Raw genomic sequence first — 15,254 nt, forward strand, 5'->3', positions numbered from 1 at the left:
CGTCGCGCGAACTCTTCTCGCGCGCGCCTGTAGTGCGCAACCCTATTGCGCCGCTGAGCAAGTTTAAGGGGCGGGACGAGGCGGTTGCAGCGCGTCCCAGCCGTCGGCGACACCGTCGTGGCGCTGCGCGAGCCCGGCCATCCGCGAACGCTCCTGCGAACAGCTCAGCGGGTCGAGCAGCTGCACCCGCTGCAGGATGATCGGCACCAGCTCGTCGTCGGCCGCCCGCACCGGCTCGGCGCGGGTGTAGCCGTCGTAGCCGGCGATCTCACAGGCCGCGTCGAGCTGCCCGGCGGGCAGGCGCAGGTGGTGGCGCAGCACCGCCTCGGCCTCCCGGTCGAGGCCGGTCGCCCGGTCCAGTACCGCCGAGCAGGCCTCGACGTCGTCGAAACTCGACGCGACCACGACCAGATCGGCACGCGCGGGGTCGAGCGCCTGCGCGTTTCCACCGAACAACCGCCGCCACATCCGCACCACGACCATCGCCGCCTCCTCGTCTCAGGTTATCCACATCCAACGCTGTCACAATGGGCGTACCTCCGCATTCGCTCCGGCCGTGCGCGAAGAGCTGAGGAGCGCTGACGCGCCTGTGCCGATCAGGTCGTCACGTGATCGTCGCCAACACGCCGACCGATGTCGCGGACCCCCTCTGTGCGTGGGTTTTCCGCCCTGCGCGACAAAGTTTCGTACCCGGGTACAGCTGTCGTACTACGAAGAGTCATACTTACCCCGTGACGACCGCAGTAGGCACCCCAGGATCGGCCATTACTCAGCGTGTGCATTCGCTGAACCGGCCCAACATGGTCAGCGTCGGAACCATCATCTGGCTGTCGAGCGAGCTGATGTTCTTCGCCGGCCTCTTCGCCATGTACTTCGTTGCGCGCGCGCAGGCGCACGGCAACTGGCCCCCGGAGCCGACCGAGCTGAACATGACGCTCGCCATCCCGGTGACGGCCGTGCTGATCGCATCGTCGTTCACCTGCCAGATGGGCGTGTTCGCCGCGGAGCGGGGCGATGTGTTCGGCCTGCGCCGCTGGTACCTGATCACCTTGGCGATGGGCACCTTCTTCGTGTTCGGCCAGGGCTACGAGTACTACAACCTGGTCCACGAGGGAACCTCGATCGCAGGCAGCTCCTACGGCTCGGTCTTCTACATCACCACCGGCTTCCACGGCCTGCACGTGATCGGCGGTCTGATCGCGTTCGTGTTCCTGCTGGTCCGCACCACGCTGAGCAAGTTCACGCCCGCGCAGGCGACAGCCGCGATCGTGGTGTCCTACTACTGGCACTTCGTCGACATCGTCTGGATCGGGCTGTTCGCCACGATCTACTTCGTCCGCTAGGCGCGGGCGCACAACATTTGCACAAGTCGGTTCCGTCTACTCCAAAGGGACACAGATGAGTTCATCTCCCCCGTCGGCCCCAGAGCCCGCTGGCCCCGGCAACGGGCAGGCCGCCAAGACGCGTAAGCAGCGTCGCGTTCGCCGTCGTATCGCGGGCGGTCTCGCGTTGCTCGTTGGTCTGGTCGGAGCCGGCTTCCTGGCCACGGCGCTCACTCCCGAGCCGCAGATCGCCACCGCGCACGAGGATCAGTCCGCGCTCATCCGCGAGGGCAAGCAGCTCTACGACACCTCGTGCATCACCTGCCACGGCGCCAACCTGCAGGGTGTGGAAGAACGTGGTCCCAGCCTGATCGGCGTCGGCGAGGCCGCCGTCTACTTCCAGGTGTCCACCGGCCGCATGCCGATGACCCGCAACGAAGCCCAGGCGATGCGCAAGCCGGAGAAGTTCGACGCGCATCAGACCGACGCGATCGGCGCGTACGTCGCCGCCAACGGCGGTGGCCCCTCGGTGATCCGCGACGCCAACGGCGAGATCGCGCAGGAATCGCTGCGTGGCGACGACATCGCCCGTGGTTCGGAGCTGTTCCGCATGAACTGCGCCTCCTGCCACAACTTCACCGCCCGCGGTGGTGCGCTCTCCAGCGGCAAGTTCGCGCCCACGCTGGCGCCTGCCAACGAGGCGCAGATCTACAACGCGATGGTCACCGGCCCGCAGAACATGCCGAAGTTCTCCGACCGGCAGCTGTCGCCGGAGGAGAAGCGCGACATCGTCGCCTACGTCAAGAACGCCGCCGAAGAGAAGTCGCCCGGCGGCTGGGACCTCGGCGGTTTCGGTCCGGCGACCGAAGGCCTGGCGATCTGGGTTATCGGCATCACCGCCGTGGTCGGTGCCGCGATGTGGATCGGATCTCGGACATGAGTGGACAGGAGCACAACGACATGGGTCGGGAACCGACCGAAGACGAACTGGACGCGATGACGCGCGACGAGCTGGTCCAGCTCGGTACCGCGCGTGACGACGTCGAGGTCGCGTACCGCGGCGAGCGGTGGCCGGTGCCAGGCACCCGCGCCGAGAAGCGCGCCGAGCGTGCGGTCACGTTCTGGTTCGCCATCTCCGGCCTCGCCGCCGCCGCGCTGATCGGTGTCTTCCTGTTCTGGCCGTGGGAGTGGAAGGGCAACCGCCAGGAAGGCCACCAGGCCTACGCGCTGTTCACCCCGCTCGTCGGCCTGACCTTCGGCATCTCGGTGCTGGTCATCGGTATCGCGGTCGTGCTGATCCGCAAGCGGTTCATCCCCGCCGAGATCTCGATCCAGCAGCGCCACGACGGCCCGTCGGACGAGGTCGAGCGCCGGACCCTGGCGGCCGAGCTGCAGGACGCGCTCGACACCTCCACCCTGGGTCGTCGCAAGATGATGCTCGGCACCGCGGGTGCCGGCGTCGGCGTGCTCGGCATCGGCTCGCTGCTGGTGTTCATCGGCGGCATGGTGAAGAACCCGTGGGCCAAGCGCGACAAGTCGCCGCTGTGGGTGTCGGGCTGGACCCCGGACTACCCGGGCGAGACCATCTACATCCGTCGCGACACCGGTCGTCCCGAGGACATCGTGCTGGTCCGTCCGGAGGACCTGGACGCGGGCGCCATGGAAACGGTGTTCCCGTGGAAAGAGAAGTGGCGTGGCGACGCGCACGAGACGCTGCAGTCGCTGCGTGGCATCCGCAACGCGGTCATGCTGATCCGTCTGCGCACCGCCGACGCGGAGAAGGCGATCAAGCGCAAGGGCCAGGAGAGCTTCAACTACGGCGACTACTTCGCCTACTCGAAGATCTGCACCCACCTCGGTTGCCCGACCTCACTGTTCGAGCAGCAGACCAACCGCATCCTGTGCCCCTGCCACCAGTCGCAGTTCTCGGCGACCGAGTGGGGTAAGCCGGTCTTCGGTCCGGCCGCCCGCGCGCTGCCTCAGCTGCCGATCACCGTCAACTCCGAGGGCTTCCTGGTCGCCAACGGCGACTTCATCGAGCCGCTCGGCCCGGCTTTCTGGGAGCGTCGTTCATGAGCACTCTGGTGGCGAACCAAGCCAACGAGATGGACGAGCGGTATCGCGCCGCCGCGTTCATGAAGCGGTCGATCAACAAGGTCTTCCCGACCCACTGGTCGTTCCTGCTCGGTGAGATCGCGCTGTACGCGTTCATCATCCTGCTGCTGTCGGGTGTGTACCTGACGCTGTTCTTCGACCCGTCGATGGCGCACGTCACCTACGACGGCGCCTACCAGCCGCTGCGCGGCGTCGGCATGTCGCGGGCGTACGAGACCGCGCTGAACATCTCCTTCGAGGTGCGCGGCGGTCTGTTCGTCCGGCAGATCCACCACTGGGCGGCCCTGCTGTTCGCGGCGTCGATCATCATCCACCTGTTCCGCATCTTCTTCACCGGCGCGTTCCGCAAGCCGCGTGAGGCGAACTGGGTGATCGGCTCGCTGCTGCTGATCCTGGCGATGTTCGAAGGCTTCTTCGGCTACTCGCTGCCCGACGATCTGCTCTCCGGTACCGGTCTGCGCGCCGCGTTCTCCGGTATCACCATCGGTATCCCGGTGATCGGTACCTGGATGCACTGGCTGATGTTCGGCGGCGACTTCCCCGGCGACATCATCATCCCGCGCCTCTACGTCGCGCACGTGCTGCTGCTGCCCGGCATCATCCTGGCGCTGATCGGCGCGCACGTCGCGCTGGTCTGGTACCAGAAGCACACCCAGTTCCCCGGCCCCGGCCGGACCGAGAACAACGTGGTCGGCGCGCGCATCGTGCCGGTGTTCGCCGCGGACCAGGGCGCGTTCTTCGCGTTCACCCTCGGCATCGTCGGCATCATGGGTGGTGTCCTGCAGATCAACCCGATCTGGAACCTCGGCCCGTACAACCCGTCGCAGGTCTCGGCGGGTTCGCAGCCCGACTTCTACATGATGTGGACCGACGGCATGGCGCGCCTGATGCCGCCGTGGGAGATCTACCTGGGTCGCTACACGATCCCGGCGGTGTTCTGGGTCGCCCTCGTCATGGGTCTGGTGTTCACCCTGCTGATCGCCTACCCGTGGATCGAGAAGCGCCTCACCAACGATCACACGGCGCACCACAACCTGCTCCAGCGTCCGCGCGACGTGCCGGTCCGTACCGCCATCGGTGCCATGGCCATCGCGTTCTACGTGGTGCTGACGCTGTCGTGTGTCAACGACATCATCGCGTTCAAGTTCGACATCTCGCTGAACGCGACGACCTGGATCGGCCGCATCGGCGTGCTGCTGCTGCCGCCGCTGGCGTACTTCGTGACCTACCGGTTCTGCATCGGCCTGCAGCGCAGTGACCGGGCGGTCCTCGAGCACGGCATCGAGACCGGTGTCATCAAGCGCCTGCCGCACGGTGAGTACATCGAGGTGCACCAGCCGCTCGGCCCGGTCGACGACCACGGCCACGCGATCCCGCTGGAGTACCAGGGCGCCCCGGTGCCCAAGAAGATGAACAAGCTGGGTTCGGCGGGTAAGCCGGGCACCGGTAGCTTCCTGCGGGCCGACCCGAAGGCCGAGTCCGACGCCTACTTCGAGAACGAGCACATCGAGGAGCACAAGATGCTCACCGCGCTCGCGAACGAGCAGGCACGCGCCAACGGTGACGAGCCGCACGGTCACTGATCGCGTCAGCACAACGAGAAAGGCCCCGAGTCGATGCGACTCGGGGCCTTTCCCTTGTTTCCGGCTCAGAGGCGCGGGGTGCGCCGGTAGGCCTCGATCGCCTCGAACTTGGCCAGGTTGTGCCTGGCGTCGGCCAGCGCGTCGTGGGCGTCGCCGGGGATCGGCGGCAGTTCGGGGCTGCCGTGCGCGACCCAGTGCTGACGTAGCTCGTTGGTGTAGCGCGGCATGCCCTTGGGCAGCGCGGTCATGTCACCCCACAGCTGGCACAGCGCGACGTGATCGTAGGCGGCCACCCAGGCCCACAGCTCCGGCTGCACGCTGGGCCGGGGCAGGAAGAACTTGAACAGGTCGTCGCGGATCTGTTCCCTGGTGCGATACAGCGGCGATCCCGCGGGCGGCAGCTTCGGCAGCACGTGCCTGCGGACCCACGGCCCTGCCCGCCCCGCGTCGAATTCGGTGGACACCGCGTAGTATTCGCGGCCGTCCTCGCAGACGACGCCGATCGAGATCAGATCGATCGTCACGCCGTCCTCGACGAATTCTGAGTCATAGAAATATCGCAGGGAGATCGCCTCTTCGTGCCGGTGGGCGGCCGTGACCGTCCGGCGGGACGGCGCGGTCCGTGACCCACGATGGGTTGACCGAAACCCTATGTCGGCGGTTCGCACGCGACGCGCACGGGTAGGCAGTGACCGCACAGCGAACAAACAGGGGTGAGCGGGTCGCGACCCGCATGCGGTCCACCAACTCGCCTGTTCGCCCGGCGTGAAGGCAGCGCGGCGGACTTGAGCACCGACCGGCCCGGCGGTGGGGTTCCGCGCGCGGGTTACGTATTCTGATCTGGTGACCTGGACCGTCGACGTACCCATTGACCGCCTGCCGGAACTGCCGCCGCTGCCCGCGGAATTGCGCAGCCGACTCGACGCCGCCTTGGCTCGGCCCGCCCTGCAGCAGCCGTCGTGGGACGCCGAGGAGGCCGCGACGATGCGCACCGTGCTCGAGAGCGTGCCGCCGATCTGCCTGCCCGCCGAGGTGGAGGAGCTCAAATCCCAGCTCGCCGCCGTCGCGCGCGGTGAGGCGTTCCTCATGCAGGGCGGTGACTGCGCGGAGACCTTCGCCGACAACACCGAACCGCACATCCGCGGCAACATCCGCACCCTGCTGCAGATGGCCGTCGTGCTCACCTACGGCGCGAGCCTGCCGGTGGTGAAGGTGGCGCGGATCGCGGGCCAGTACGCCAAGCCGCGCTCCTCCGATGTCGACGCGCTCGGCCTCAAGTCCTACCGCGGCGACATGGTCAACTCGCTGGTCGCCGACGAGGCGGTCCGCCGCCACGACCCGTCGCGCCTGGTCCGCGCCTACGCCAACGCCAGCGCGGCGATGAACCTGGTCCGCGCGCTGACCAGCGCAGGCATGGCCGACCTGCACCAGGTGCACGACTGGAACCGCGACTTCGTCGCCCAGTCGCCCGCGGGCGCCCGCTACGAGGCGCTGGCCGAGGAGATCGACCGCGGCCTGCGGTTCATGACCGCCTGCCAGGTCAACGACCCGAGCCTGAAGTCGGCCCGCATCTACGCCTCGCACGAGGCCCTCGTCCTCGACTACGAGCGCGCGATGCTGCGGCTGAGCGAAAGCGAGACCGGCGAGCCGCTGCTCTACGACCTGTCCGCGCACTTCCTGTGGATCGGTGAGCGCACCCGCCAGCTCGACGGTGCCCACATCGCGCTGGCCGAGCTGCTGGCCAACCCGATCGGCCTGAAGATCGGCCCGACCACCACGCCCGACCAGGCCGTGGAGTACGTCGAGCGCCTCGACCCGAACAACGAGCCCGGCCGGCTCACCCTGGTCGCCCGGATGGGCAACGGCAAGGTCCGCGACGTGCTGCCGCCCATCATCGAGAAGGTCCAGGCCACCGGCCACCAGGTGATCTGGCAGTGCGACCCCATGCACGGCAACACCCACGAGTCCTCGACCGGCTTCAAGACCCGCCACTTCGACCGCATCGTCGACGAGGTGCAGGGCTTCTTCGAGGTGCACCACGCCCTGGGCACCCACCCCGGCGGCCTGCACATCGAGCTGACCGGCGAGAACGTCACCGAGTGCCTCGGCGGCGCGCAGGACATCTCCGACCTCGACCTCGAGGATCGCTACGAGACCGCCTGCGACCCGCGCCTGAACACCCAGCAGTCGCTGGAACTGTCCTTCCTGGTCGCTGAAATGCTGCGCTGATTCCTGCGGGACGAGCCCGGGGCGGTCAGCGATGACCGCGCCCGGGCTTTTCCTTGTCCTTGTCCCGATCTCTTCAAGGCAGGGCGGTGAGCGTCACGACGCTGCCCGCCTCCACATTCGAGTTGAAGCCAGGCACCTGGCCGATCACCAGGGAGCTGTCGGAATCGGTGAGGGACTTGACCTCCACCTGGAGACCCAGCTGCTGCAGCTTGGAGCGGGCGTTGCCGACGGTCTGACCCATCACATTGGGCACCTTCACCGCGCTCGACACGATCAGCGTCACGCTGTCGCCCGACTGCAGGGTGGTGCCGACGGCAGGGTCGGTGCCGATCGCCTTGTCGCCCTCGACGCTCTTGTCGTACTGCACGCGGGTCTCGCGCACGGTCAGCCCGGCACTGGTCAGGGCGCGGGCGGCCTCCTCGGCGGTCTTGCCGCGCACATCGGGCACGTTGACCGGCTGCGACCCCTTGCTGCGGTAGACCTTCACCTGCGCGCCCATCGGCAGGATCGTGCCCGGCGCCGGCTCCACCTTGGCCAAGGAGCCCTTCGGCGCGGTACTGGCCGCCTCGCCGCTGTCGATCGGCTGCAGGCCCGCGTCGCGGATCGCCTGGTTGGTCGCGCTGATCTGGTCGCCCGGCTTGATATCGGGTACCCGGGGCTTGCCGTTGGAGATCAGCACCGCGATCGTGGAGCTCTTGGTGACCCGCGAGCCCGCCGACGGATCGGTGCCGACCACGCCGCCCACCGGAATGGTGTCCGACGCCTTGTTGCGCAGCACGGTCTCGAAGCCCGCCTCCTGCAGCACCGCGACGGCGCGCTCGGAGTCCATCCCGGCGATCGGCGGCACCGCGGTGTAGCGGCCGACGCCGAGCCACCAGCCGCCGATCCCGACCAGCAGGGTCAGCGCGGTGACGATCGCCGCCCACACCACGCCGGTGCGGCGGGAATTGGTCTCGTTCGCCGCGAAGGGGTTGTGCGGCGAGGCGGGGGAGTGTGCCTGCTGGTACTCGTCGGGTCGTGGCCGGGGCGCGGTCACCACCCTGGTGTGCTGGGGCCGCTGGTCGGGCGCAGGAACAGGATGCGCGGCAACCGGATTCGGGGTCAGTGGCCGGTCGCCGGGATGGTGCGCGTCGCCGGTGCGGTAGCTCTCGCTGAGGTGCTCGGCCGAATCCCGCGGCGCGGGAACCCGGTAGGGCGGCAGGGTGAGTTCCATGGCGATCGTCTGCAGGTGCGCGGCCATCTCGTTGGCGTCGGCATACCGCTGCTGCGGGTCACGGGAGGTGGCCCTGGCCACCAGCGCGTCGAACTCCGGCGGTACGCCACCGATGAACTGGCTCGGCGGCGGCACGTCGTTCTCGACCCGCTGATACGCCACCGACAGCGAGTTGTCGCCGGTGAAGGGCACCCGGCCGGTGAGCAGTTCGAAGACCAGGATGCCGAAGGCGTACACGTCGGAGCGGGCGTCGGCGGTGCCGGTGGTCACCTGCTCGGGGGCCAGGTAGGCGGCGGTGCCGAGGATGACGCTGGCGGAGGTGGTGTTGGCGGCGGCGACCGCCCGGACCAGGCCGAAGTCGGCGATCTTCACCTCGCCCGCGTCGGAGATGAGCACGTTCTCCGGCTTGACGTCGCGATGCACCAGGCCCGCGTCGTGGGCGGTGCCGATCGCGCGCAGCACCGGCTCGGCGACGGCGCGCACGGCGTGCGGCGGCATCGGGCCGCGTTCGCGCAGCAGTTCGCGCAGCGTGCCGCCCTCGACCAATTCCATGATCAGGAACGGGTACTCGCCGTCGACGCCCTGGTCGTACACGGCGACCAGCGACGGATGCTTCAGCTTCGCGACCGCGCGCGCCTCGAACTCGAAGCGGGTCAGGAACTGCGGATCCCCGGCGAACTTCGGATCCATCACCTTGATCGCCACCGGGCGATCCAGCCGGGTATCGGTTCCCCGGAACACCATCGACATCCCGCCGCGGGCGATCGGCGCATCGATGCGATAGCGCCCTTCCAGCATCTGGCCGATCAAGTGATGTCCTCCGGCTTTCACAAACTTCTCACCCCTCGCGACACTGCGACAAGCGAACGGCCACCGTGTGCGGCCACCACGATCGTAACCGGGTGATGATGGCATGCCAGCCGATGCGGGCCAGCCCACACGTACTACGGTTATTCGGGTGAGTGCCTTTCCCTGCAGCGACGATGTGCTGCCCGACACCGAAACCGTCGTCTCGCTCCCCGAGGCCGCCGACATACTCGGTATCCCGGTCACCGCGGTGCACCAGCTGCTGCGTGACCACCAGATTCTCGCGATCCGCCGCAACGGTGTCGCAGGCATTCCGTCCCGGTTCTTCGACGACAACGACGAGATCGTCCGGATGCTCCCCGGCCTGATCACGGTGATGCGCGACGGCAAGTACAGCGACGAGGACATCCTGCGCTGGATCTACACCGAGGACGACTCCCTCCCCGGCCGCCCCGTCGACGCCCTGCACGGCCCCTTGGCCCGCGAAGTCGTCCGCCGCGCCGCCGCCGAACCCTTCTGAACCCGGCGCACCGCTCGAGGGCACCGCGCTGAACGTTCACTATCGCGCTGATCGGTCGCTATCAGGCCGTCGAAGCGTTCGGTGAAGCTCAGCGCGGTGGTGGTCGGCTACAACCGGCCGTCGTCCTGAGCCTGGCCCATCGCACGGCGCCAAGCGGACGAGCGCAGCAGTCGCAGGCCGTTGAGCCCGACGATGACGGTGGAGCCCTCGTGCCCGAGAACGCCGAGGGGCAGCGGCAGATGCCCGACCAGGTCCCAGACGACCAGGACCCCGATGAAGCCGCCGGCGATGGCGAGATTGGCCAGGACCACCCGGCGGGCACGCCGGGACAGTGCGATCACGGCGGGAATCGTGGTCAGATCGTCCCGGACGACGACAGCGTCGGCGGTCTGCAGCGTGAGATCCGAGCCCGCGCCACCCATCGCGATCCCGACGTGGGCGGCGGCCAGCGCGGGTGCGTCGTTGATGCCGTCGCCGACCATGGTCACCCGCGCACCGTCGCCTTCCAGCGCACGCACGGCCGCGACCTTGTCGTGCGGGAGCAATTCGGCGCGCACGTCGGAGATCCCGACCTGCCGGGCCAGCTGCGCGGCGGTGGGATGGTTGTCGCCGGTCAGGAGAACCGGTGCGCTGCCGGTGGATTCGGTGAGGGCGGCGACGGCGCCTGCGGCCTCGGGACGGATCTGATCGGTGAAGCCGAGGACTGCGATCGGTTCGTCATCGCGGAGTACGACCACCGCGGTGCGTCCGCGCGCTTGCACGATCGATACGAGGTTCCTGGTAGCGGAGAGCTGCGGCGAGCGGTCGCCGGGCGCTCGGTGGCCACCGGGGTCGCCGCTCGCGAGCACAGCCGGTGAGCCAGTGGCGAGCGCCTTCGGGTCGCCGGTTTCGCCGCTCGTGTGGACAAGGGGCGAGCCGGTGCCGGGCGCTTCGTGCGCCCCGCATTCGCCGTCCGCGGGTACAAGCGGCGAGCCGGTGCCGCACGCGCCGTTTTCGCAGTCCATGAGACCAACCGGAGAGCCAACGCGCATGAAGCTGCCGTCGACCAGGCCGGACACGCCGCGACCCGGCTGGGCGGCGAAGTCGATGGCGGCGGGGATCGAGAGACCACGCTGACGGGCGGCACGCACGGTGGCTGCGGCCAGCGGATGCTCACTGGGGTGCTCTACGGCAGCCGCCAGCCGCAGGATCTGGTCCTCGGAGAGCAGGCTGCCTTTCAGCGGGTGGATCTTCGCGAGCTCCGGCGTACCCCGGGTCAGCGTGCCCGTCTTGTCGAACGCGACGCGCGTTGTCGCGCCCAGCTGTTCCATCACCACCGCCGACTTCACCAGCACACCGTGACGCCCCGCGGTGGCGATGGCGGCGAGCAGCGGCGGCATGGTGGCCAGGACCACCGCGCACGGTGAGGCCACGATCATGAACGTCATCGCGCGCAGCAGCGAATCCCGCAGCGCCGCACCGAGAATCAGTGGGACGAGGAACACCGCGAGAGTGGCAACGACCATGGCGACCGAATAGCGCTGCTCGATCTTCTCGATGAACAGCTGGGTCCGCGCCTTGGTGCGGCCTGCCTCTTCGACCAGCGCCGCGATCCGCGCGACGACGGAGTCCTCGGCCCTGCGCTCGACGCGGACCCGCAGTGCGCCGGTGCCGTTGAGCGTCCCGGCGAACACGTCGTCGCCGGGCGTCTTGTCCACCGGCAGCGGTTCGCCGGTGATGGTGGCCTGGTCGACCTCGCTCGCCCCGTCGACAACGCGTCCGTCGGCGGCGATCCGGTCGCCGGGCCGGACCAGGATGACGTCACCGACTGCGAGATCGGCCGCGGCGACCGTCTGTTCGCCGTCGCCGGTGAGCTGAGTCGCGGTATCGGGCGCCAGCGTGAGCAGCCCGCGCACCGAATCCTCGGTGCGGGTGGTGGCCAGCGCTTCGAGCGCGCCCGAGGTGGCGAAGATGACGATGAGCAGCGCGCCGTCGACGATCTGGCCGATCGCCGCGGCTCCGATCGCGGCCACCACCATCAGCAGGTCGACGTCGAGTGTCTTGTCCCGCAGGGCTTTCAGACCGTCGAGGCCGGGCTCCCAGCCGCCGGTGAGGTAGCAGGCCAGCAGTAGCGACCACCACAACCACGACGGCCCACCGGTCAGCTTCGCCGCCAGCCCGAGCGCGAACAGCGCGGTCGCCGCGGCGGCCCAGCGCATCTCGGGGATCGCGAACAGCCGGGTCCGCACGGTCGGACCGCGCGAGGCGGTGACGGCCGGACGAGTGGGCGTGGCGGTGGACGAGACCACAGGGCACCTCCGAGGCGGGAAACGAGGACCCGAGAATAACAGATCATATGAAGAGGTTTTCATGTGTTACTGTCCGCTAAGCTCCACGCCATGGGACACGGTGTGGAAGGTGACCGCCCGGCGACACGGCTGGACGCTGCCGCCGCCGCGCACGTGGCGACCACCCTGCAGGCGCTGGCGACACCGAGCAGGCTGCTGATCCTGTCCGAACTCCGCCAGGGCCCGCGCCCGGTCACCGAACTCGCCGAGGCGGTCGGGATGGAACAGTCCGCCGTCTCCCATCAGCTGCGCTTGCTCCGCAATCTGGGCCTGGTCACCGGCACCCGCGCCGGACGCAGCATCGTCTACAGCCTCTACGACCAGCACGTCGCCCAACTGCTCGACGAGGCCGTCTACCACAGCGAGCACCTGCGCCTCGGTCTCGCCGAGCGCCCCGAGATCGCGGGCTGACCAGGTGCCGCGTCAGCGGCGCGCGGTAGCGAAGCCCTTGGCGGCGACCAGGATCCGGCGGTGGTTGGGCACGGTCGCCCGCCGCTCGAACACCTGGAAATCCGCCGCCTCGATCCGGTCGAGGATCTCGGCGTAGAGCACGGTCGCGGTGCGGATCGCCGGGCGCACCCGTGGCTCGAGCAGTTCGATACCGGGCTCGGCGCGGCGGTAGATATCGCGATTGACGGCGATCAGATGGGCCAGCGCCCGGCGCAGCGGCTGGTCGGTGCGCCCTGTGGCACAGCAGGCGCGCAGGTGGGCTTCGTCGACACCGAAGGCGGCCAGCTCGTCGGCAGGCAGGTAGATCCGGTCGCGGTCGAGATCCTCGGCGATGTCGCGCAGGAAGTTGGTGAGCTGGAACGCCTCGCCCAGCGCCGCCGCGGCGGGTTCGGCCTCGGGGACGGGGACGACGGTGCCGAGCACCGGCAGCAGCTGCAGGCCGATGGCGGCCGCTGAACCGCGCATGTACTCGCGCAGCTCGGTCATCGTCGCGTAGCGGGTGCGGTGGGTGGTGGTGCCGGGGACGTCCATGCGCATGGCGTCGAGGAACGTCCAGAAGTGGGTGCGGGCGATGTCGTAGCGGTGGATCGTGTCGGCGGCCGCGGTGAGGATCTGGCGGCGGCGCAGGTCACCGGTGTCGATGTCGCCGTGTTCGAGCGCGAGCCGGAGCTGCTTCTCCACCAGGTCGAGGTGCTGGGCGGGGCTGATCTCGGCGGGGCCGTCCGGCACCGCCGCGTGCGCGCCGTCGCGCGGATCGAGCACGCGTGCCGGGTTGTCGGCGTGGTCGACGATGTCGTCGACCATCCGCGCGAAGGCGTACAGCGCGTGCACCGCCCGTCGCCGCGGTGGTGTGAGCAAGGTGGTCGCCAGGTAGTAGGTGCGCCCGTGCTCGGCGGCGATGCGTCGGCAGCTCGCGTACGCCGCCTCGAGACCGGTCACCGCGCCGGCGGCTAGACGGTCGGTGGCGTCTGCGTTCGGCACGCTCGGGTGGCCGTGCCCTGCCTTCTCCTGGCGCTGACCACTCATGCCCGAACAGGCGGTGCCGGTTCCTTGACGACCGCACGGGAACGGGCTGAACGCAGGTGCAGCGGGTCCACATGACGCAGGGATACCGCAGCCACGACGGCGGCGAAGACGGCCAACGCGACGTGCCAGAAGTTGTACAGCCCGATCGATCCGTCCGGCTGGAACACCAGCATCAACCAGGTGCAGATTCCGACCAGCCACTGCAAGGTCAGCGTCGAGAGCGCGAACCCCGCGGCCAGCGCCAGCGGCCACGAGTAGTACCAGGGCAATGCGGCGGGGGAGAGCAGCACGATCGCGACGAACGCGATGATGATGCCCATCACGGCCTCGCGCTCGCTGTGCCGGAACCGCCACCAGGTCGCGACGAGCACCGCGATCAGGGCGACCTGGCACAGGGTGCGGATCACCCCGAGCACCGACCCCGACGGATTCTGATCCCAGGTGCCGATGTGCGCGAGGATCGTCGGCAGCGACAGCCAGTTGATGATCTTGTTCGAGCCCTGCAGTGCGGTGACCCAGCCGAAGCCGACTCCCGCGATCACCGACGCGGCGCCGAATACCAGTGCGAAAACGCCGACGCCGATGCCGGCGATCTTGGCGAACACGAACAGCGGATGCGGCATATCGGCGGACGGCCGGGCCGCGTCCGGGTGCTTCTGGTCCTCGGATGTCCCGACGTCGGAGTCTGTTCGATGCGCGGCGGCGCGGCGTTCCTTCTCGTGCAGAATCCAGATCCACACCAGGAACGGCAGTGCGACGCCCGCGGTCGCCTTGATCGCGACGCCGATGGCGACCACCACGATGCCCGCCACATGATGACGTTCGAGCACCAGCGCGACGCCCGCGCACATGAGCCCGACCATCAGCATTTCGTTGTGCACGCCACCGATGAGGTGGATCAGCACCAGCGGGTTGAGCACTGCCAGCCACAGCGCCACCGTCGGCTTGCCGCCGAGATGCTTGGTCAGGTACGGGACCGCCCACATCATCAGCGCCAGGCCCGGCAGCATCACGAACCGCAGGGCGATGGTCCCCGTGATGACGTTGTCGCCGGTGATCATGGTGATCGCGCGGCCGATGAGCAGGAACACCGGACCGTAGGGTGCGGTGGTCGTGGTCCAGACGGGGCTCACGTTGTCCAGCAGCACACCGGGATTGGCGACGGGACCCACCTGGTACGGGTCGAAACCATCACGCAGCAGGGCGCCCTGGGCGAGGTAGGAGTAGGCGTCGCGGCTGAACATCGGCGCCGCGAACAGCAGCGGCGTGATCCAGATGCCGACGATCGCGCGCAGCTCGTTGAGCGTGACCCGCGCGGAGTCCTTGCCGATGGTGGTGCGGCCTAGGCGAACCCACGCGGTGATCATCATCAGCACGCCGGCCCAGATGAGGACCGTCGAGAGCGCGTAGCCGTGCCCGAATCGCAGCCACGACAGGTGCAGGGCTTCGAGCAGCGGGTCACGCTTGCGGACCGCGCCAGCGCCGAAACCGCCGAACGTGATCATGATCGCGCCGAAGAAGCCCATCATGGCCGCGTGGCCTTCGGGGCTACGGGCGAAGTCGCCTGCGGTGCGCAGCCAGGACCGGACGCCGGGATCGGTCCCGGTGGGCATATGGCGCTGCGGCTCGAGGGTGCGCGTGGTGTCCATGGGGCCTACGGTC

13 protein-coding genes are annotated in these 15,254 nt (G+C 68.8%); 7 read left to right on the top strand and 6 right to left on the bottom strand.

Annotated elements, in window-relative coordinates; translation table 11 throughout:
- Positions 1-63: 63 nt before the first annotated feature.
- Complete coding sequence (locus ACWF9G_RS20915; protein WP_452517179.1) at positions 64-483, bottom strand: hypothetical protein; 420 nt, start codon at positions 481-483, stop codon at positions 64-66.
- Positions 484-731: 248 nt separating this feature from the next.
- Here ACWF9G_RS20915 and ctaE point away from each other — a divergent pair, with 248 nt between their 5' ends.
- Genes ctaE through qcrB form a run of 4 tightly spaced genes read left to right on the top strand, consistent with a single transcriptional unit; the run spans position 732 to position 5,020 of the window.
- The gene (ctaE, locus tag ACWF9G_RS20920; protein ID WP_452517181.1) at positions 732-1,343 is read left to right on the top strand and encodes an aa3-type cytochrome oxidase subunit III; all 612 of its coding nucleotides are present in this window, start codon (positions 732-734) and stop codon (positions 1,341-1,343) included.
- A gap of 55 nt (positions 1,344-1,398) precedes the next feature.
- Complete coding sequence (gene qcrC, locus ACWF9G_RS20925) at positions 1,399-2,262, top strand: cytochrome bc1 complex diheme cytochrome c subunit (RefSeq protein WP_379309512.1); 864 nt, start codon at positions 1,399-1,401, stop codon at positions 2,260-2,262.
- A complete protein-coding gene (gene qcrA / locus ACWF9G_RS20930) occupies positions 2,259-3,398 on the top strand; it encodes a cytochrome bc1 complex Rieske iron-sulfur subunit (RefSeq protein ID WP_379309514.1) in 1,140 nt (379 codons plus the stop codon). The genes qcrC and qcrA overlap by 4 nt, the downstream gene beginning before the upstream one ends.
- Positions 3,395-5,020 carry a cytochrome bc1 complex cytochrome b subunit gene (qcrB, locus tag ACWF9G_RS20935; protein WP_379309515.1) on the top strand — a complete coding sequence of 542 codons (1,626 nt, stop codon included), beginning with the start codon at positions 3,395-3,397 and terminating at the stop codon, positions 5,018-5,020. The genes qcrA and qcrB overlap by 4 nt, the downstream gene beginning before the upstream one ends.
- Before the next feature lie 65 nt (positions 5,021-5,085).
- On the opposite strand, the gene ACWF9G_RS20940 is transcribed toward qcrB, so the two are convergent.
- On the bottom strand, positions 5,086-5,583 hold the full coding sequence (locus tag ACWF9G_RS20940; protein ID WP_379309528.1) for a polyadenylate-specific 3'-exoribonuclease AS: 498 nt from the start codon (positions 5,581-5,583) through the stop codon (positions 5,086-5,088).
- 280 nt (positions 5,584-5,863) lie between these two features.
- Between ACWF9G_RS20940 and ACWF9G_RS20945 the strand changes: the two genes are divergently transcribed.
- Complete coding sequence (locus ACWF9G_RS20945) at positions 5,864-7,249, top strand: class II 3-deoxy-7-phosphoheptulonate synthase (RefSeq protein WP_379309516.1); 1,386 nt, start codon at positions 5,864-5,866, stop codon at positions 7,247-7,249.
- A 73-nt stretch (positions 7,250-7,322) separates the two neighbouring features.
- Here the strand turns inward: ACWF9G_RS20945 and pknB are convergent, their stop codons facing one another.
- Entirely contained in the window at positions 7,323-9,260 is a 1,938-nt protein-coding gene (pknB, locus tag ACWF9G_RS20950; protein WP_452517228.1) for a Stk1 family PASTA domain-containing Ser/Thr kinase, read from the bottom strand.
- 160 nt (positions 9,261-9,420) lie between these two features.
- Here pknB and ACWF9G_RS20955 point away from each other — a divergent pair, with 160 nt between their 5' ends.
- Complete coding sequence (locus ACWF9G_RS20955; RefSeq protein WP_379309518.1) at positions 9,421-9,789, top strand: Rv2175c family DNA-binding protein; 369 nt, start codon at positions 9,421-9,423, stop codon at positions 9,787-9,789.
- 107 nt (positions 9,790-9,896) lie between these two features.
- On the opposite strand, the gene ACWF9G_RS20960 is transcribed toward ACWF9G_RS20955, so the two are convergent.
- On the bottom strand, positions 9,897-12,077 hold the full coding sequence (locus ACWF9G_RS20960) for a heavy metal translocating P-type ATPase (RefSeq protein WP_452517184.1): 2,181 nt from the start codon (positions 12,075-12,077) through the stop codon (positions 9,897-9,899).
- Positions 12,078-12,167: 90 nt separating this feature from the next.
- On the opposite strand from ACWF9G_RS20960, the gene ACWF9G_RS20965 reads away from it, so the two are divergent.
- Positions 12,168-12,527 carry an ArsR/SmtB family transcription factor gene (locus tag ACWF9G_RS20965; protein ID WP_379309520.1) on the top strand — a complete coding sequence of 120 codons (360 nt, stop codon included), beginning with the start codon at positions 12,168-12,170 and terminating at the stop codon, positions 12,525-12,527.
- Positions 12,528-12,539: 12 nt separating this feature from the next.
- Here ACWF9G_RS20965 and ACWF9G_RS20970 read toward each other — a convergent pair whose 3' ends face one another.
- Positions 12,540-13,592, bottom strand: coding sequence for a phytoene/squalene synthase family protein (locus ACWF9G_RS20970; protein ID WP_452517186.1), 1,053 nt, complete (start codon positions 13,590-13,592; stop codon positions 12,540-12,542).
- Positions 13,589-15,241 carry an alpha-(1->6)-mannopyranosyltransferase A gene (locus ACWF9G_RS20975; RefSeq protein ID WP_452517188.1) on the bottom strand — a complete coding sequence of 551 codons (1,653 nt, stop codon included), beginning with the start codon at positions 15,239-15,241 and terminating at the stop codon, positions 13,589-13,591. The genes ACWF9G_RS20970 and ACWF9G_RS20975 overlap by 4 nt, the downstream gene beginning before the upstream one ends.
- Positions 15,242-15,254 lie beyond the last annotated feature (13 nt).

This window comes from Nocardia sp. NPDC055029, from assembly GCF_053608525.1.